Genomic DNA, 17,908 nt, shown 5'->3' with positions numbered 1-17,908 from the left:
CGAACGAGGAGCGCGAGCAGCGCGAATTCCGCATGGCCGAGCTGGCGGCGGAAGCCGGCATCACGGTCCGTACGCTGCGCTTCTACCGCGAGCGCAAGCTCATCCCGCCGCCGCGCCGCGAGGGCCGCGTCGCCTGGTACAACGAGCACCACCTCGCCCGGCTGCACACCATCGCCGCCCTGCTGGAGCGCGGCCACACCCTCGGCGGCATCGCCGAACTCCTCTCCGCGTTCGAGAGCGGCCGGGACGTCGGCGAACTCCTGGGCCTGGAGGACACCATCGTCGCGCCCTGGTCCGAGGAGACCCCGGTCCGCCTCACCCCCGAGGAGCTGGCCGACCACTTCAGCGGCGATGTCACCGTCGAGAACCTCGCCACTTCCCTCGACATCGGCTATCTCGCCGTGGACGGCGACGAGTTCGTCCACATCAGCCGCCGCCTGCTGGACGCCTCCACCGAGCTCGTCGCCGCGGGCGTCCCGCTCGCCGCCGTCCTCGACGCGGGCCGCCAGGTCCGGGTCCACGCCGACGCCCTCGCCGACATCTTCACCACCCTGATCCGCACCCACGTCCTGTCCGACGTACTGGATCGCGCCGCGGACGGCCGGCCCCCCGGTCCGCGCGAGGTCGACCGCATCGCCGAGACCATGGACAAGCTCCGCCCGCTCTCCAAGGGCGTCCTCGAAGCGGAGCTCTCCATGGCCATGGACCGCCGCACCCGCCGCGAACTGGATCACTGGCTGGGCACACGGGACTCCGGGGCGGCCGCGGAGCCCGGCACACAGGGCGAGGACGGAGCGGCGGGCGGGGAGCCCGCGCCCCGCGACAGGGACTGACGGGCGCCACCCGGGCGGGCAGCCGGAAAGATCGCGCGCGGTCTACAGGTCGTAGACCACCGTCACCGGCGCGTGGTCGCTCCACCGCTGGTCGTAGCTGGCCGCACGCTCCACGTACGCCTTCACCGCACGCACGGCGAGACCCGGCGTGGAGATCTCGTAGTCGATCCGCCAGCCCGCGTCGTTGTCGAAGGCGCGACCGCGGTAGGACCACCAGGAGTACGGGCCCTCGGTGTCCGGGTGCAGGGCGCGGACGACGTCCACGTAGCCGCCCCGGTCCGCGTCGAGGACCTGCGTGAGCCAGCCACGCTCCTCCGGGAGGAAGCCGGACTTCTTCCGGTTGGCCTTCCAGTTCTTCAGGTCGGCCTCCTGGTGCGCGATGTTCCAGTCACCGCACACCACCACCTCACGGCCGTCCGCCGCGGCCCGCTCGCGCAGTGCGACGAGGTACGGCAGGAACTCCGCCATGAACCGTTCCTTCTCCTCCTGCCGCTCCGTGCCGACCTCGCCGGAGGGCAGATAGAGGCTGGCGACGGTCACGCCGGGCAGGTCCGCCTCGACGTACCGCCCACTGCCGTCGAACTCCGCCGACCCGAATCCCACCTGGACGCGCTCCGGCTCGCGCCGGGTGTAGAGCGAGACCCCGGCCCGGCCCTTGGCGGCGGCCGGCGCGTGGACGGTGTGCCAGCCCTCGGGCTCGCGCACCTCCTCGGGCAGCTGGTCGGTCTCGGCCCGTACCTCCTGCAGGCACAGCACGTCGGCGTCGGTCTGCGCCAGCCACGGCACGAAGCCCTTCTTGGCGGCGGCGCGCAGCCCGTTCACATTCACAGAGGTCACGGTGAGCATCCCGGCACGATACCCATCTCCCGGAGCGCGTCGCGCCACGCACCCGGACGCCCGTACGATTCCGACAATGGAGATCCGCCCTGTGCGCTACGACCACCCCGACGCGGTCGCGCTCGACGAACTGGTCCAGCAGGAGTATGTCCGCCGCTACGGCGACGGAGACATGACACCCCTGGACCCGGCGATGTTCACGCCGCCCAACGGCACCTACCTGCTCGCCTACGAGGCCGGACGCCCGCTGGCCACCGGCGGCTGGCGGCGGCAGGAGGACGTGGCGGAGGGGTACGCGGCGGGCGACGCCGAGATCAAGCGGATGTTCGTGGTCGCGGAGGCCCGGGGGCGCGGCCTCGCCCGGCGGATCCTGGCCGCCCTCGAAGCCGACGCACGGGCCGCCGGCCGCACCCGCATGGTGCTGGAGACGGGCACCGAGCAGCCGGAGGCGATCGCGCTGTACACGTCGAGCGGCTACCGCATGGTGACCAAGTTCGGCTACTACCGCACCTACGAGCAGAGCCGCTGCATGGCGAAGTCGCTGCTGACCGACTGACGACGGGGAGCCCCCTCCCCGTCCTCGTTCTTGTTGACATCGCTCCGGGCCCCTCCCCATACTCATTCCACTAATGAACTAGTTAAAGGGGGGATCCCGTGAGCGAGACGAGCCCATGGGCGATCGAAGCCACCGGCCTGGGGAAGAAATACCGCCGCGGCTGGGCCCTGCGGGACTGCTCCTTCCGACTCCCGGCGGGCCATATCTGCGCGCTGGTCGGGCCCAACGGCGCGGGCAAGAGCACCTTCTTGAGCGCCGCGACCCGGCTGGTCCACCCCACGGCCGGGAGCCTGAAGCTGTTCGGCGTGCCGGTCTCCGACCCGGCCGTCCTGGACCGGATCGCCTTCCTCGCCCAGGACAAGCCGCTCTACCCCCGCTTCACCGTCGCCGAGACCCTGCGCCTGGGCCGTGAGCTGAACCCGCGCTGGGACCAGGCCCTCGCCGAGCGCATCATCCGGGCCGGGAACGTGCCCTTCACGGCCCGCGTCGGCACCCTTTCCGGCGGCCAGCGCACCCGCGTCGCCTTCGCCCTGGCCTTCGGGAAGCGGCCGAACCTCCTGCTGCTCGACGAGCCGATGTCCGACCTGGACCCGCTCGCACGCCACGAGATGTCCGGGCTGCTGCTCGCCGAGGCCGCCGAGCACGGCACCACCGTGCTGATGTCGTCCCACATGCTCTCCGAGATGGAGGACATGTGCGACTACCTCGTCGTCCTCGCCGAGGGACGCATCCGGATGGCCGGCCTGACGGACGAACTGGTGCCCGCGCACGCCCTGGTGACCGGCCTCGCCACCGACGGCGCGATCCCCGAGGAACTGCACAGCCGGCACACCGTGGTCGAAGCCCACGTAGCCGGGCGGCAGTTCACCGCCATGATCCGACCCGGCGGCCCGGTCAACGACAGCTGGGATGCCGCCGAGCCCGACATGGAGGAGGTCCTGCTGGCCTACCTCCGCTCGCCCGACGCACCCACGCTGATCGCGGACGAGGCGCGCGTCGAAGGACAGCCGGAGGCCGCCGCATGAGCAGCTCCGGCACCCACACCACCCACACCGGCACGGACGGTAGGAACATGACGAGCGCCGCCCCGGCCGGCACCCCGGCACCCTCCGACACCTCGCGGCACCCGCTGCTGCGCGGCCCGCTCTGGGTGGTCTGGCACCGGCACCGCAACGCACTGCGCGCCGGCATCCTGGTCACCGTCCTGGCCTGCGCGTTCTTCGCCTACCAGCGTTTCGAGGTGATGGACTTCCTGCAGACCCGGGGCGGCGACCCCACCCCCGACGACCATCTGCTGACGGAGTTCCAGGAGAAGTTCAGCTCGCAGTTCAGCAAGGACACCCAGTTCCTCCAGATCGTGCCCGCCATCGTCGGCATCTTCTTCGGCGCACCGCTGATCGCCGGCGAGCAGGAACGGGGCACCATCAAGCTGCTCACCACCCAGTCCACCGGCCGCGGCAAGTGGATCGCCGCGAGCATCGGGCTGCCGCTGACCGTCGCGGTGCTGTGCACCGCCGCGCTGACGGCCGCGTTCACCTGGCTGTGGTGGCCGGCCCGCAAGGTGGCGCTGTTCGGCGACTGGCTGCAGGGCGGCGCCTTCGAGAGCACCGGCCCGGTCCTGATCTCCATGACGCTCTTCATGACCTCCTGCGGCATCGCCATCGGCATGCTGGTCAAGCGGGTCGTACCGGCCATGGTGCTCACCGCCCTCTTCGCCACGGTGACGTCCGTGGCCTGGGACGAACGCCTGCGCGCACAGCTCGGCACGCTGCGCAGCATGGTCTGGCCGTACAACGGCGAGAGCCCGGACCTGCCGGCGGGCGCCGTACAGATGGACGACTGGGTGGCCACCGCCGACGGCAAGCTGTACGGCTTCAGCACCTGCGCCGGCGACAACACCGAGGCATGCCGCGCCGAGCTCGGCATCGTCAACCGCGTGACCCAGTACTTCGCTCCGGATCAGATGGCCGGGATGCAGTGGCTCGGCGCGGGGATCCTGCTGGCCCTGACCGCGGCGGTGCTCACGCTGGTCGTGTGGCGCGCCCGTAGGCGGCCGCTCTGAACCGCGAGCCGCGCATCAAGCCGGGTGGCGCTTTGACACCCGGCCCGGCCGCCCCGATGATCAGTCGGTCGCGGTGGGCCCCCTCCCCGCCCCACGCGCGAGAACGAGAGAGGTGGTGAGCGTCGTCGAGTTCCGCATCGACCGCCGCAGCGGCGTCGCCACCTACCTCCAGATCGTCCAGCAGGTCCAGCAGGCACTGCGGTTGGGCATCCTGGTGGAGGGCGACCGCCTGCCGACGGCCGCGCAGGTCGCCGCCACCACGAAGGTCAATCCGAATACGACGCTCAAGGCGTACCGCGAGCTGGAACGCGAGGGCCTGGTCGAACCCCGCCCCGGCCTCGGCACCTTCGTCAGCCGCACCCTCGCCCGCCCCGAATCGGCCGCCGACGCCCTGCTGCGCGAGGAACTGCGCTCCTGGATGGACCGGGCCCACTCGGAGGGCCTGGCCCGCGAGGACGTGCAGGCATTGCTGAACTCCGTACTGCAGGACCGCTACCCGGACAGCTGAGCCCAGCCGTCCCGGTACCGCCCCACCCCGAGCGGGAGCCGCCTCAACGGACGGCTCCCGTTCCGCCGTTCACCCGGCCGCCTTCCGTCACAGCGCCCCCTGGACCGCACCCAGCGGCCCACGGCGTCCGCAGCCCGGTGGCCTTTGTGATCCGGCTCTCCACCCTCTGAGTGCACGGGCCAGTTGGGCGGGTGGTCGCCGTGCTCCACAGCCCCACGACGCGCAAAAAGCCCCCACCGGATCTCTCCGGTGGGGGCTTTGATGTCTGCGGTGGACCTGAGGGGACTCGAACCCCTGACCCCCTCGTTGCGAACGAGGTGCGCTACCAGCTGCGCCACAGGCCCTTGCGACGAGTGAAACTCTAGCATCTCGATCGCGGTGCTCGGAAATCGCTTCCGGTGCTGGTCAGCGAAGGGCCGTCACTCGTTCGCGGCGCGCGGGCGCTCGTCGTCCTCGTACTGGTCGAAGAGGGGGGTGCGGCCGCGGGCGCGGCGACCGGAGCCGGTGGGGCGGTCCTGCTGCGAGGTGTCCGGCTGCGGGTGGTCGGGGGCGGAGCTGGAGCGGGCGGAGCTCCAGGCGTCGTCGGCTTCGAGGTCGACGTGGCTGGTGGCGCGCGGGGCGACCGGCGCCGTGACATACGTCGGGAGGGGGACCGGGACCGGCTCCCAGCTGCCGGACGCGGGGCGCGGACGCTCGCGTTCGCGCTGCTGGTCGACCCACTCGGCGTGGTCGGTCTCCTCGACCAGGGCACGGCGGCCCGCGGTGTGCGCGGGGGTGGCGGCGCGCGGCGGTTCGGGGGCGGCCGGGGTGGGGTCAGTGCGGGCGTCGCCCGGGTGGTCGTCGGCGGGCGGCTCGTCGGCCGCCGGCTGAGGGCGGGGCCTGCCCTCCCGCAGCCTTCGCGCCGCCGCCTCCGCCTGGCGCTGGTCCATGGTGAAGGTGAAGCGGCGCCGCTCCTGGCTGCGCAGGTAAATGATGTACGCGCTCAGCAGAAGGGCCGGGAGGCCCGGCGCCCAGAGGAACGCGATACCGCCGACCGCGGCGACGATGGCGCCGATGGTGAAGGTGAGGAAGAGGATCGTGATGGTGCGCCGGCGCCGGGCGAGGACCTTGGCGCGCTTGGTCCGCTCGGCGGCAGTGGGGCGCGAGGGGTTGGGCTTGACGCGGGTGTGGGTGGCGGCCTCGGAGGATTCGGGGTCACCGAACGGCCGGACGTCGGCCGCTTCGGCCGCGGCGTCCGGGTCCTGCTCGTCGCCCGCATCGTCGGCGGGGCACTCCTCCAGCCCCTTGGCGTAGCGGCGCTGCATGGCCGCACGTCCCGACAGGAGCCGGATGGCAGTGCTGAAGCGCTCGGTCGGACGGGCCTCGTTGAGCTCGTCCTGCCTACGGAGCCACATCGGCACCAAGTAGGCGGCCCAGGCCCCGACGATGACTGCGTAGATGAGGCCGCTGCTTCTCACAACTCACACGGTAGAGGGGTTTGCGTGGGGCCATCCGCCAATTGAGCCGGTGTGTCGCACGATCTGGCTGATATCTCGAACTTTTTTTGTGATTGTTGAGATCAGCAGCCCGCGAATCCGGTCATCCCGTGAACAATTTCGAACACATATTTTATTTGTGGGGTGTGCCGGGCTTCTCGTGCCGCCAGCGGTTGAGCAGCCCCTCGGGCACCTCTTCGGCGGTCAGGGCGAATACCGCGTGGTCACGCCAGGCGCCGTCGATGTGGAGGTAGCGCGGGCGGATGCCCTCCTCGCGAAAGCCGAGTTTCTCGACCACGCGGCGGCTGGGGACGTTCTCCGGCCGAATGCAGATCTCGATGCGGTGCAGGCCGACCGAGCGGAAGCAGTGGTCGACGGCGAGCGCCACGGCGGTCGGGATGACACCGCGGCCGGCCACTTCGCGGTCCACCCAGTACCCGATATGGCCCGAGCACATCGAACCCCAGGTGATGCCGGCGACGGTCAGCTGGCCGACGAGCCGGCCGCGGTACTCGACCACGAAGGGCAGCATCCGGCCGGCCTGTGCCTCGGCGCGCAGGTGACGGACCATCTGGCGGTATGTCGGGCGGTGCGGCGGGCGGGCGCCGGGCGGCGCCGGCGGGATGGTCGCCTCCCAGGGCCGCAGCCAGTCGCGGTTGCGGCGGTTGACCTCACGCCAGGGCCGGTGGTCGCGCAGCTTTATCGGGCGGAGGGAGACATCTCCGTCCGTCAGGACCACCGGCCAGGACGCGTTCAGCTCGGGCTCCCGGACGGTCTGGGGTGGTCGCCGCCGCGGACCTGGTCGACGGCGTGCGGCAGGAGGTCGGCGAGGACGGCGAGACCGTCGCGGACGCCGCCCGTCGAGCCGGGCAGGTTGACGATCACGGTGCGGCCGGCGACGCCGGCCAGGCCACGCGAGAGCGCCGCGGTGGGCACCTTCGCCCGGCCCGCGGCCCGGATCGCCTCGGGGATGCCGGGGATCTCGTGGTCCAGGACGCGGCGGGTCGCCTCGGGGGTGCGGTCGGTGGGCGAGATGCCCGTGCCGCCGGTGGTCAGGACCACGTCGTACGCGGCGGCGACGGCGGCGCGCAGGGCCGCCTCGACCGGGTCGCCGTCCGGGACGATCTGGGGGCCTTCGACCTCGAAGCCCATGGCGGCCAGTCCCTCGACGAGCAGGGGGCCGCCCTTGTCCGCGTAGACACCGGCGGCGGCGCGGTTGGAGGCGGTCACCACCAGGGCGCGGGGCGCGGTCACGGCCGGCTCCAGTCGCCGGACTTGCCGCCGGTCTTCTCCTCGACCCGGATGTCGGAGATGACCGCGGCCTTGTCGACGGCCTTGACCATGTCGACGACGGTGAGGGCCGCCACCGAGACGGCGGTCAGGGCTTCCATCTCGACGCCGGTGCGGTCGGTGGTCTTGACCGTGGCGGTGATCTCCACGGCGTCGTCGGCGACCGAGAGGTCCAGCTTCACCCCGGAGACGGCGAGGGGGTGGCACAGCGGGATGAGGTCGGGGGTGCGCTTGGCACCCATGATCCCGGCGATCCGGGCGGTGGCCAGGGCGTCGCCCTTGGGCACGCCCTCACCGCGGAGCAGTTCGATGACACGCGGCGAGACCAGGACGCGGCCGCGGGCGCGGGCGGTGCGGGCGGTGACGTCCTTGTCGGAGACGTCGACCATCCGGGCCGCGCCCGCCGCGTCGAGATGGGTGAGGTGTTGCTGGCCGCTGCTCATCGTTCTCCCGGTCCGGACTGCCGCCTGTGCGACGACACCGTACCCGCAGCGGCCGTGGGCTACCCGAGCAGTACGACGTCCACGGTGTCGCCCTGGGCGACCCCGGTGACGTCCTCGGGGACGATGATCAGGGCGTTGGCGTGCGCGAGTGCCTTGATCAGGTGGGAGCCGGCGCCGCCGACGGGGGTGACCTGGCCGGCCGCGGGGTCGTAGGCGCCGCGCAGGAACTGCCGCTTGCCCTCGGGCGAGGAGGCGATCGCCTCGGTGCATTCCGCACGCGCGGTGGGACGGTGCACGTCGCGCAGGCCCATCAGGGCGCGGATGGCGGGGCGTACGAACAGCTCGAAGGAGACGTAGGAGCTGACGGGGTTGCCGGGCAGGGCAAGCAGCGGGGTGCGGTCGGGGCCGATGAGGCCGAAGCCCTGCGGCTTGCCGGGCTGCATGGCGAGCTTGCGGAACTCCACCCGGCCCTCCTCGGCGGACAGGCCGGCCAGGGTCTCCTTGACCACGTCGTACGCGCCGACGCTGACGCCGCCGCTGGTGACGAGGATGTCCGCCCGGATGAGCTGGTCCTCCAGGGTGGCGCGCAGCGTCTCGGCGTCGTCCGCGACGGCGCCGACGCGGTAGGGGATGGCTCCGGCGTCGCGGGCCGCGGCGGTGAGCTGGAAGCTGTTGGAGTCGTGGATCTGGCCCGGCCCCAACTCTTCCCCGGGCTGGACGAGTTCGCTGCCGGTCGACATGACGACGACCCGGGGGCGGGGGCGGACCTTGACCGTGCCGCGGCCGATGGCGGCGAGCAGGCCGATCTGCGAGGCCCCCAGGACCGTGCCGGCCCGCAGGGCGCTCTCCCCCGCCCGGACATCGCTGCCGCGGGCGCGGATGTGGGCGCGCTCGGTGACCGGGCGGTGGACGCGGACCTCGCCCGCGGCGCCCTCGGGTGCGGCGCTGTGGGCGCGCATCGTGGCGGCCGGTCCCTCGCCGGTACCGCCGTCGGTCCACTCGACGGGGACGACGGCCTCGGCGCCGGGCGGCACCGGGGCGCCGGTCATGATGCGGGCGGCCTCGCCGGGGCCGACGGGCGGCAGTTCGCCGTTGCCCGCCGCGACATCTCCGATGACGGTGAGCGCGGCGGGGAACTCCTCGGTGGCGCCCGCGACATCCGCGACACGGACGGCATAGCCGTCCATGGAGCTGTTGTCGAAGGGCGGCAGGGCGACCGGGACGGTGATGTCCTCCACCAGCACACAGCCCTGGGCGTCCAGGAGTTGCAGCTCGATCGGCTCCAGCGGGTGGATCTTCGACAGGACGTCGTCGAGATGCTCGGCCACCGACCAGACGCGGTCCTGGTGGCTGGTCTGGCCGGTGGTGCCGTTCAACGTCTTACATCTCCTCGGTGACGAAACTGCGCAGCCAGGTCCTGAAGTCCGGACCCAGATCCTCACGTTCGCATGCCAGTCTGACAATGGCACGGAGGTAATCGCCACGGTCGCCGGTGTCATAGCGGCGTCCCTTGAAGACGACGCCGTGCACCGGGCCGCCCAGGGACGGGTCGGAGGCCAGTGCCTGGAGGGCGTCGGTCAGCTGGATCTCGCCGCCGCGGCCCGGCTGGGTCTTGCGCAGCACCTCGAAGACGGCCGGGTCGAGGACGTAGCGGCCGATGATGGCGAGGTTGCTGGGGGCCTCGGACACCGCGGGCTTCTCCACCAGGTCGGAGACCCCGACCACGTCGGGGTCTCCGGTGGGGATGGCGGCCGCGCAGCCGTAGAGGTGGATCTGCGCGGGGTCGACCTCCATCAGGGCGATGACGGAGCCGCCGTGCTGCTCCTGCACCTCGATCATGCGCTGCAGCAGCGGGTCGCGGGGGTCGATGAGGTCGTCGCCGAGGAGCACCGCGAAGGGCTGGTCGCCGACGTGCGGCGCGGCGCACAGGACGGCGTGGCCGAGGCCCTTGGGGTTGCCCTGGCGCACGTAGTGCATGGTGGCCAGGTCGCTGGATTCCTGGACCTTGGAGAGCCGGGACTCATCACCCTTGCGGTGCAGCGCCTCTTCGAGTTCGTAGTTGCGGTCGAAGTGGTCCTCAAGGGGGCGCTTGTTGCGTCCGGTCACCATCAGGACGTCGTAGAGCCCGGCGGTTGCCGCCTCCTCCACCACGTACTGGATGGCGGGCTTGTCGACGACCGGGAGCATCTCCTTGGGGGTGGCCTTCGTGGCAGGGAGAAACCGGGTGCCGAGGCCGGCTGCGGGAATGACAGCCTTGCTGATCCGCGTGTGCGATGGAGTCATGCGCGCCACCATAACCGGCCCTATCGGAAGGATGATGAGGGTCTGGTGAATACAGCATGAGAGTGGGAGCAAGGGCGCACAGTGAGCGTGGACAACGATAGAAAGCGCAGGTTGCGGCGAGATCTCCTGGAGATGAGGAGAGCCTTGCTGCCGGGTGTCGTGTCGGATTCGGGTATTGCGCTGGCCCGGCGGACGCTGGAATTGGACGAATTGCGGGCGGTGTCGGGGACGGCCGCCGAGGACGGTGGTGAAAAGCCCTCCGGGGCGCCGCTCCCGATTGCCGCCCTGACCGTCGCCGCGTACGTCTCGATCGGCTACGAGCCGTCCACCCATGAACTGCTGGACCGGCTGCACGAGGCCGGGGTGCGGGTGCTGCTGCCGGTGCTGCTCCCGGACAACGACCTCGACTGGGCGGCGTACGAGGGTGCCGCGCATCTGCTGCCGGCCGCCCGCGGGCTGCTGGAGCCGGACGGGCCGCGGCTGGGTCCGGAGGCCGTGACGGGGGCCGATGTGGTGCTGCTGCCCGGCCTGGCGGTGGACGGCCGGGGTCTGCGGCTGGGGCGCGGCGGCGGCTCGTACGACCGGGTGCTGGCGCGTCTGGAGCGGGCCGGTGCCGATCCGGCGCTGGTGGTGCTGCTGTACGACGCGGAGGTGCTGGAGTCGGTGCCGGTCGAGCCGCACGACCGGCATGTGCACGCCGCGGTGACCCCGTCGGCGGTGCACCGCTTCGCGCGGGCGGAGGGCCTGGGCCCCTGAGGCCGGGGGCTGCGGACTCTGCGCGCCCCCGAACGCCGTGGGGCGGGCCGGAAGGTTCCGGCCCGCCCCACGGCGTTCTGTACGGCTGCGGTGCCACCGCGCCCCTACGGTGACAGCGTCAGCGTGTCCTTGGCGGCCTTCTTGACGGCCTGCTCGCTGAACGCCCAGGGCAGCAGCTCGCCCTTGGCCCACTTGTCGGTCTGGTCGTAGTAGTGGGCGCTGTAGGCGTGGCCGGAGGCGCCGGTGAGGTTGATCCAGCGGGACTTGTCGAGGTCGTCGAGGTTGACGACCATGCGCATCGACGGGACCCAGGTGACCTTGTAGCCGCCCGCGGCGTTCCAGCCGGTGGCGTCGACGGCGGCCTCGCCGCCGCCGAGGTTCCACGGGCCGCGGTTGAACAGGCCCTGCAGGAAGCCGGGTCCGTCGGTGCCCAGGGTCTGGTTCTTCAGGAACATCTGGTGCAGCCGGCCCCAGCTCCAGTTGTCGATGTTCTTGCCGAGCTTGCTGGTCAGCTCGAAGCGGGCCTCCTGCATGGCGTGCGCGAGGAGCTGGTCGCGGTTGGCGTCGCCGGGGCGCCCGGCCCGGTCCTCGGTCTTCCACCAGGCGTTGCCCGGGTCGTCCAGGAGCGGGCGGACGACCTCGTACCAGCGGTCGCCGCCGTCGGGCTGCGCGGAGTCCGCGGCCCGCTCGCCGCACTCGCGGACGAGCTTGTCGAGGTCGTCGGCGGGGCCGGTCTCGTTGGCGGGGCGGACGTTCAGGCACTGGCCGTCGACCCGCAGTTCCTTGGGCATCTTGTTGCCGAAGGCGAGCTTGAGGGTGTTGCGCCAGACGGCGTTGAAGTAGGCGGCCGCGGCGGAGTCGGGCTCCTGGGTGAAGTCCCAGCCCTCCAGCAGCTGCTGGGCCTCGCGGACGTACGGGTCCTTGATGTCGATCTTCGTCAGGTAGGGCGTCAGCAGCCGGGCGATCTCGCTGCTGTTGTCCATCTGGAAGGTCTGCATGTCGTCCGTGGAGACCTTGCCGCCGTCCTTGATCTTCGACTCGATGAGGTCGTTGATCCGCTGGCTGCGGGCGCCGTAGCCCCAGTCCTTGGTGAGGAGGTAGGGGTATTTGTCCTCGTCGACGACGGCCTGGTTGGCGGTGACGATGTAGCCGCGCCGGGGGTTGTACTCGTAGGGCAGGGCCTTTTGCGGGATGTAGCCGGTCCAGCGGTACTTCGGGTCCCAGCCCGGTGCCGGGTAGGTGCCGTCGCCCTTGCCGCGGACCGGGACGGTGCCGGGGGCCTGGTAGCCGATGTTGCCCTTGGTGTCGGCGTAGATCAGGTTCTGCGACGGCACCTCGAAGTGCGCGGCGGCCTTGCGGAAGCCGGTGAAGTCCTTGGCCTGGTTGAGCTCGAAGACGGCGTCCATGGAACGGCCGGGGTTCAGCGCCGTCCAGCGCAGCGATATGGCGTAGCCGTCGCCGCGGTCCGGTGCGGCGTTGCCGACCGGAGCGCTCTTGCCGACGGTGGACAGCTCGTCGTCGCGGTCGGAGACGATCGGGCCGTTGTTGGTCGAGCGGACGGTGATCTCGCGGCTGGCCCCGCCGGCGACCTTGATGGTCTCCTTGCGGGTCGTGAACGGCTGCTGCTGGTTGTCGTAGAGGTAGCCCTCGGAGTTGATCTTCTCCAGGTACAGGTCGGAGACGTCCGCGCCGAGGTTGGTCATGCCCCAGGAGATGTCCTGGTTGTGGCCGATGACGACGCCCGGCATACCGGCGAAGGTGAAGCCGGAGGCGTCGAAGTTGCAGCGCGGGCCGGTGGTGCGGCAGTGCAGGCCCATTTGATACCAGAGCGAGGGCATCTGCGGCGCGAGGTGCGGGTCGTTGGCGAGCAGCGGTTTGCCGGTGGTGGTGTGGTCACCGGAGACGACCCAGGAATTGGAGCCGATGCCGTTGCCGTTGGGGCCGAGCAGCGCCGGGATCTTGTCGAGGGACTTGGACAGCGAGGAGAGCTGCGACTGCAGCCCGACGGCCGCTCCCGCACCGGTGCCGGCCGGGGTGGTGTTGGCCGTGCTCTTGGGCCGGAACTGCTTGGTGGCCGGGTCGACCGCGCCGCCCTCGACGATCGGTTTGTTCCGCTTGTACGGGTACTTCGGGTAGAGCTGATCGATCTGCGCCGCGCTGAAGCGACTGGTCATCAGGGACCGGTCGATCTCTTCCTGCATGTTGCCGCGCAGGTCCCAGGCCATCGCCTTGAGCCAGGCCACCGAGTCGACGGGCGTCCACTTCTCGGGCTTGTAGTCGTTCTGGAAGTCCAGCGCCGCGTACTCCAGGGACAGCGCCGAACCCTCGTGGTCCTTGAGGTAGGCGTTGACGCCGTCGGAGTACGCCTGGAGGTACTTCTTGGTGCTGGGCGACAGCTTGGTGTCGTACTCCTTCTGCGCCACGTCGCGCCATCCGAGGGTGCGCAGGAAGGAGTCGGTCTCGACCTGGTCCTTGCCGAACATCTCCGACAGCCGGCCCGACGTCATGTGGCGGCGGACGTCCATCTCCCAGAAACGGTCCTGGGCCTGGACGAATCCCTGGGCGCGGAAGAGGTCCTCGTCGGTGTCGGCGTAGATCTGCGGGACGCCGCGGGCGTCGCGCGAGACGTCGACCGGGTTGGTCAGGCCCGGGAGTTTGAGCGAGCCGGTGGTCTCGGGGAACGAGGCGCGCACCGTGCTGACGCCCCAGAACGCACCGAAGCCGATGCCCGCCACGAGCAGAAGCACGACCGTGATCAGTACGAGGCGGCCGCGCCGCCCCTTCTTCTTTTTGGGGGCTGGGCCGGACTTGTTGGCGGGCATCTCTGTCCTTCGAGGGGCAGGGTGGGAGTGCTGGAGGCAACCATAGGCGCACGGGTTCGGCGACCCCTACGCGGAGTCACCGCCAGCACGTCCAACTTTCAAGTAATGGTAAATTGTTAGTCTCAGTAACTAGATACGGTAAGGAACGCCCGCGCCCGCAACCCGTGCAAGGAGGGACCAGCTCCTGACTGTCGACCACCTCAACGAACTCCTGCTGATCTGCTCGCTCGTGCTGCTCGTCGCGGTTGCCGCGGTACGGCTCTCCTCGCGCAGCGGGCTCCCCAGCCTGCTCATCTACCTGGGGATCGGCATTGCCATCGGACAGGACGGGATCGGCGGCGTCGTCTTCGACAACGCGGAGCTGACCCAACTCCTGGGCTATGCCGCCCTGGTCGTGATTCTCGCCGAGGGCGGCCTGGGCACGAAGTGGAAAGAGATCAAGCCGGCGCTGCCACGGGCGGCACTGCTCTCGACCTTCGGTGTCGCGGTGAGCGTGGGGGTCACCGCGGCCGGAGCGCACTACCTGGCCGGCCTGGAATGGCGTCAGGCGCTCCTGATCGGCGCGGTGGTGTCCTCCACGGACGCCGCCGCGGTCTTCTCCGTGCTGCGCAGCGTTCCGCTGCCCGCACGCCTGACAGGCATCCTGGAAGCCGAATCCGGCTTCAACGACGCCCCCGTGGTCATCCTCGTCGTGGCCTTCTCCGCGGCGGGACCCTTCGAGCACTGGTACGTCCTGCTCTGGCACATCGCCCTGGAGCTGGCGATCGGCGCCGCCATCGGCATCGCCATCGGCTGGCTCGGCGCGTACGGCATGCGGCACGTGGCGCTGCCCGCGTCCGGCCTCTACCCGATCGCCGTCATGGCCATCGCCGTCTCCGCCTACGCGGCCGGCGCCCTCGCGCACGGCTCCGGCTTCCTCGCCGTCTATCTGGCGGCGGTGATCCTCGGCAACGCCAAACTGCCGCACGCCCCGGCCACCCGCGGTTTCGCCGAAGGACTGGGCTGGATCGGCCAGATCGGCATGTTCGTCCTGCTCGGTCTGCTGGTCACCCCGCACAAGATGCTGGACGATGTCGCACCCGCGCTCGTGATCGGCCTGATCCTGACGGTCGTGGCCCGGCCGACGTCGGTGTTCGCGAGCCTGCTGCCGTTCCGGATGCCCTGGCGGGAGAAGGCCCTGCTGTCCTGGGCGGGACTGCGGGGTGCGGTGCCGATTGTGCTGGCCACCATTCCGATGGTGAGCGATGTCCCCGACAGCGAGCGGGTCTTCAACATCGTCTTCGTCCTCGTCGTCGTCTTCACCCTCATCCAGGGGCCGACCCTGCCGTGGCTCGCCAAGCGGCTGCGGATCGGGGCGTCCGGCGCCGCGGGAGAGACGGCCGACCTGGGCATCGAGTCGGCGCCGCTGGAGCGGCTGCGCGGCCATCTGCTGTCCACGTCCATCGGACCGGGCTCCAAGATGCACGGCGTCGAGGTCGGCGAGCTGCGGATGCCCGCGGGCGCGGCGGTCACCCTGATCGTCCGGGACGGCACCAGCTTCGTACCGGCGCCCACGACGGTGCTGCGGCACGGGGACGAGCTGCTGGTGGTGGCCACGGACCCGGTGCGCGACGCGGCCGAGAACCGGCTGCAGGCGGTCTCGCAGGGCGGCAAGCTGGCCGGCTGGCTGGGCACCGGGGGCGCCGGGGGCGCCCGTCCCTCCCCGTCCGCCCGCGGCCAGGGACCCAAGCGGCAGGGCGGCACGGTCGCCCGCCGTCCCGGGGCGCCGCGGGACCGGCCCCCCAAGGGCCGCGACCGGCGCTGACCGTCGCCGGCCGAAGCCGCCGGCCACCGGCCTCGGCCGACCGTCCGAATGTGCTGTAGATCTCCACGGATCCCAAGGGAATCCGCGTGAAGCCCTGGTTAATCCCAGGGCTTCACGCGCTTCGGCCTGTAGTATGAAGAGGCAAATCAACGAACCACCTCTGCCTGACGCAGAGCTGGCGCGACCGCTCGGCGGCCGCGGTCCCCTGCCACACGCAGCCATCACCTCAACGGTGCGGACCACGCGGTATCACTCGGTCCTGCGCGAGAGGACAGCTCTCGGCGCGTTCCCGTGACGACCTCGCGGCTGCGCGCTACCAGGCAGCAGAAAGGCCCGGCCGTGGCATCCGCGGTCAAGGAATCCCGTCCCGGATACGGACAACTGCTGCGCACCCCCGGTGCTTGGACGTTCCTGCTGCCCGGCTTTCTGGCCCGGCAGCCCTTCGCGATGCTCACGATCGGCATCGTGCTGCTGGTGGAGAGCACCACCGGCTCCTACGGCACCGCCGGCACCGTGTCCGCCGCGACCGGTGTCGCGATGGCGCTGTTCGCCCCCCAGGGCGGCAAGCTCGCCGACCGCTTCGGCCAGCGGGCGGTGCTGCTCCCCGGTGTGCTGGTGCACGTCGCGGGCGTCGCCGCGCTGATCACCCTGGCCCTCGCCCACGCCCCCCTGTGGGCGCTGCTCGCGGTGGCCGTGCCCACCGGAGCCTCCACCCCGCAGGTCGGCCCGATGGTGCGGGCACGCTGGGCCTCCCGGCTCGGCGGTTCGCCGCTGATGCCGACGGCCGCCGCCTTCGAGTCGGTGACCGACGAGTTCACCTTCGTCGTCGGCCCGGTGCTGGCCACCGCGCTGTGCACCGGCATCCACCCGGCGGCCGGGCTGATCGCCGAGGCCGTGCTGACTCTGGCCGGCGGGCTGCTGTTCGCCTCCCAGCGGCGCAGCCAGCCGCCCGTGCACCGGCCCGCGGACGGCGACCGGCCGCGCGTCTCGGCGCTCTCGATCCCCGGCGTACGCGTCCTGATCGTGGCCTTCTTCGGCATCGGCTCCGTCTTCGGCGGCATGCAGGTCTCGCTGACGGCCTTCACCCAGGACATCGGGCAGCCCGGCATCAACGGCGTGCTCTACGGGGTCTTCGCGGGCGGCAACATGCTGGCCGGCATCGCCTGTGGCGCGATCGCGTGGAAGGTCGGCCCCCGGCGCCGCCTGCTGGTCTCCTACGGACTGCTGGCCCTGGCCACCACCCCCCTGTGGGCGGTCACCGCGGTTCCGCTGCTCGGCGCCGTCGGCCTGCTCGTCGGCCTGTGCATCGCCCCGGCCCTGATCACCGGCTACACGCTCGTCGAGTCGCTGGTGCCCGCCACCGCCCGCACCGAGGCGTTCACCTGGCTGACCGGCGCGGTCGCACTGGGCCAGGCCGGTGCCGCCACGGCGTCCGGCCGGCTCGCCGACGGCTTCGGCCCGAGCGCCGGATTCCTGGTGCCGCTGGCCGGTACGACGCTGGCCCTGACGGTGCTGCTGGCGCTCCGCGCCCACCTGCTGCCGCGCTCGTCGACCTTGATCGTCGGCTCTGCCGCAGCGGGCTCCGCGACCACCGGCGTACGGTCCTCGTACGACACGGAAGCCGGCCCTCTCGACGCCTGCGAATCGGCCGGCGACGCCTGGTCACAGGGGCCGCGGGAGCACGACGGCGGCCGTGGAGTCGGTCACCGTACGCCGGTCGCAGTGGACTGACGGGCAGGAATACTGCACTATGGAACGTTGTTAGCACTCAACGACTGAGAGTGCCAGGAGGAAGTCACAGTGCCGACCTACCAGTACCAGTGCAAGGAGTGCGGCGAGGGCCTCGAGGCGGTGCAGAAGTTCACCGACGACGCGCTCACCGACTGCCCGAGCTGCAACGGACGCCTCAAGAAGGTGTTCTCCGCGGTCGGCATCGTCTTCAAGGGATCCGGGTTCTACCGCAACGACAGCCGCGGCTCGTCGTCCAGCAGCAGCCCCGCGAAGACCGCCTCCTCGGATGCGTCGAGCTCCTCGTCCAGCAGCTCCGACAGCAAGTCGACGTCGTCGTCTTCGCCGTCGCCATCGTCGCCATCGTCGTCGAGTGCTTCGTCCTCGTCGTCGTCCGGCAGCAAGGCGGGCTCCACGAGCAGCAGCTCGGCCGCCTGACACGCTTCCTCCCGCACCCCGCCGTCACCGACGGCGGGGTGCGTCGCGTTTCGGCCCCCGGCGCAGGCATCCG

17 protein-coding genes and 1 tRNA gene are annotated in these 17,908 nt (G+C 71.2%); 9 read left to right on the top strand and 9 right to left on the bottom strand.

From position 1 onward, the window contains the following. Window positions 1-32 precede the first annotated feature (32 nt). Window positions 33-833, top strand: a complete 801-nt coding sequence (locus QOM21_RS21455; RefSeq protein WP_407555745.1) for a MerR family transcriptional regulator — start codon at window positions 33-35, stop codon at window positions 831-833. Between the two features lie 42 nt (window positions 834-875). On the opposite strand, the gene QOM21_RS21450 is transcribed toward QOM21_RS21455, so the two are convergent. Next, window positions 876-1,679 carry an exodeoxyribonuclease III gene (locus tag QOM21_RS21450; protein ID WP_407552343.1) on the bottom strand — a complete coding sequence of 268 codons (804 nt, stop codon included), beginning with the start codon at window positions 1,677-1,679 and terminating at the stop codon, window positions 876-878. A 67-nt stretch (window positions 1,680-1,746) separates the two neighbouring features. On the opposite strand from QOM21_RS21450, the gene QOM21_RS21445 reads away from it, so the two are divergent. From QOM21_RS21445 to QOM21_RS21430, 4 genes are all read left to right on the top strand, one after another. Continuing rightward, a complete protein-coding gene (locus QOM21_RS21445) occupies window positions 1,747-2,226 on the top strand; it encodes a GNAT family N-acetyltransferase (protein ID WP_407552341.1) in 480 nt (159 codons plus the stop codon). A 98-nt stretch (window positions 2,227-2,324) separates the two neighbouring features. Continuing rightward, window positions 2,325-3,251 (top strand): ABC transporter ATP-binding protein, encoded by a 927-nt coding sequence (locus QOM21_RS21440; protein ID WP_407552339.1) that lies wholly within the window; start codon window positions 2,325-2,327, stop codon window positions 3,249-3,251. Then, window positions 3,248-4,288: an ABC transporter permease subunit gene (locus tag QOM21_RS21435; RefSeq protein ID WP_407552337.1), complete on the top strand. Its 1,041-nt coding sequence runs from the start codon at window positions 3,248-3,250 to the stop codon at window positions 4,286-4,288. The genes QOM21_RS21440 and QOM21_RS21435 overlap by 4 nt, the downstream gene beginning before the upstream one ends. 112 nt (window positions 4,289-4,400) lie before the next feature. Next, a complete protein-coding gene (locus tag QOM21_RS21430; RefSeq protein ID WP_393892514.1) occupies window positions 4,401-4,796 on the top strand; it encodes a GntR family transcriptional regulator in 396 nt (131 codons plus the stop codon). 271 nt (window positions 4,797-5,067) lie between these two features. On the opposite strand, the gene QOM21_RS21425 is transcribed toward QOM21_RS21430, so the two are convergent. From QOM21_RS21425 to galU, 7 genes are all read right to left on the bottom strand, one after another. Further along, window positions 5,068-5,140, bottom strand: a tRNA-Ala gene (locus QOM21_RS21425). 75 nt (window positions 5,141-5,215) lie between these two features. Then, window positions 5,216-6,253: a hypothetical protein gene (locus QOM21_RS21420; RefSeq protein ID WP_407552336.1), complete on the bottom strand. Its 1,038-nt coding sequence runs from the start codon at window positions 6,251-6,253 to the stop codon at window positions 5,216-5,218. A 151-nt stretch (window positions 6,254-6,404) separates the two neighbouring features. Further along, window positions 6,405-7,010 (bottom strand): GNAT family N-acetyltransferase, encoded by a 606-nt coding sequence (locus QOM21_RS21415; protein ID WP_407552334.1) that lies wholly within the window; start codon window positions 7,008-7,010, stop codon window positions 6,405-6,407. Window positions 7,011-7,024: 14 nt separating this feature from the next. Next, complete coding sequence (locus QOM21_RS21410; RefSeq protein WP_407552332.1) at window positions 7,025-7,525, bottom strand: molybdenum cofactor biosynthesis protein B; 501 nt, start codon at window positions 7,523-7,525, stop codon at window positions 7,025-7,027. Then, window positions 7,522-8,004, bottom strand: a complete 483-nt coding sequence (gene moaC, locus QOM21_RS21405) for a cyclic pyranopterin monophosphate synthase MoaC (RefSeq protein ID WP_393892519.1) — start codon at window positions 8,002-8,004, stop codon at window positions 7,522-7,524. Before moaC ends, QOM21_RS21410 begins: the two co-directional genes overlap by 4 nt. A gap of 59 nt (window positions 8,005-8,063) precedes the next feature. Beyond that, window positions 8,064-9,380 carry a gephyrin-like molybdotransferase Glp gene (glp, locus tag QOM21_RS21400; protein ID WP_407552329.1) on the bottom strand — a complete coding sequence of 439 codons (1,317 nt, stop codon included), beginning with the start codon at window positions 9,378-9,380 and terminating at the stop codon, window positions 8,064-8,066. 4 nt (window positions 9,381-9,384) lie between these two features. Then, complete coding sequence (galU, locus tag QOM21_RS21395; protein WP_407552328.1) at window positions 9,385-10,287, bottom strand: UTP--glucose-1-phosphate uridylyltransferase GalU; 903 nt, start codon at window positions 10,285-10,287, stop codon at window positions 9,385-9,387. 111 nt (window positions 10,288-10,398) lie between these two features. Here galU and QOM21_RS21390 point away from each other — a divergent pair, with 111 nt between their 5' ends. Continuing rightward, window positions 10,399-11,043: a 5-formyltetrahydrofolate cyclo-ligase gene (locus QOM21_RS21390; RefSeq protein ID WP_407552326.1), complete on the top strand. Its 645-nt coding sequence runs from the start codon at window positions 10,399-10,401 to the stop codon at window positions 11,041-11,043. Between the two features lie 104 nt (window positions 11,044-11,147). Here QOM21_RS21390 and QOM21_RS21385 read toward each other — a convergent pair whose 3' ends face one another. After that, a complete protein-coding gene (locus QOM21_RS21385) occupies window positions 11,148-13,865 on the bottom strand; it encodes a penicillin acylase family protein (RefSeq protein WP_407552324.1) in 2,718 nt (905 codons plus the stop codon). Window positions 13,866-14,049: 184 nt separating this feature from the next. Between QOM21_RS21385 and QOM21_RS21380 the strand changes: the two genes are divergently transcribed. The 3 genes from QOM21_RS21380 (at window position 14,050) to QOM21_RS21370 (ending at window position 17,835) form a co-directional block, all read left to right on the top strand. Continuing rightward, window positions 14,050-15,669, top strand: a complete 1,620-nt coding sequence (locus tag QOM21_RS21380; protein ID WP_407555744.1) for a potassium/proton antiporter — start codon at window positions 14,050-14,052, stop codon at window positions 15,667-15,669. A 339-nt stretch (window positions 15,670-16,008) separates the two neighbouring features. Continuing rightward, on the top strand, window positions 16,009-17,400 hold the full coding sequence (locus QOM21_RS21375) for an MFS transporter (RefSeq protein WP_407552322.1): 1,392 nt from the start codon (window positions 16,009-16,011) through the stop codon (window positions 17,398-17,400). Window positions 17,401-17,469: 69 nt separating this feature from the next. After that, complete coding sequence (locus QOM21_RS21370) at window positions 17,470-17,835, top strand: FmdB family zinc ribbon protein (protein WP_407552320.1); 366 nt, start codon at window positions 17,470-17,472, stop codon at window positions 17,833-17,835. Window positions 17,836-17,908 lie beyond the last annotated feature (73 nt).

The sequence above is a fragment of the Streptomyces sp. Pv4-95 genome (assembly GCF_045782725.1).
GTDB lineage: Bacteria > Actinomycetota > Actinomycetes > Streptomycetales > Streptomycetaceae > Streptomyces.
The sequence above is the reverse complement of the archived record's forward strand: the minus strand, read 5'-3'. Positions and strand labels throughout refer to the sequence as shown.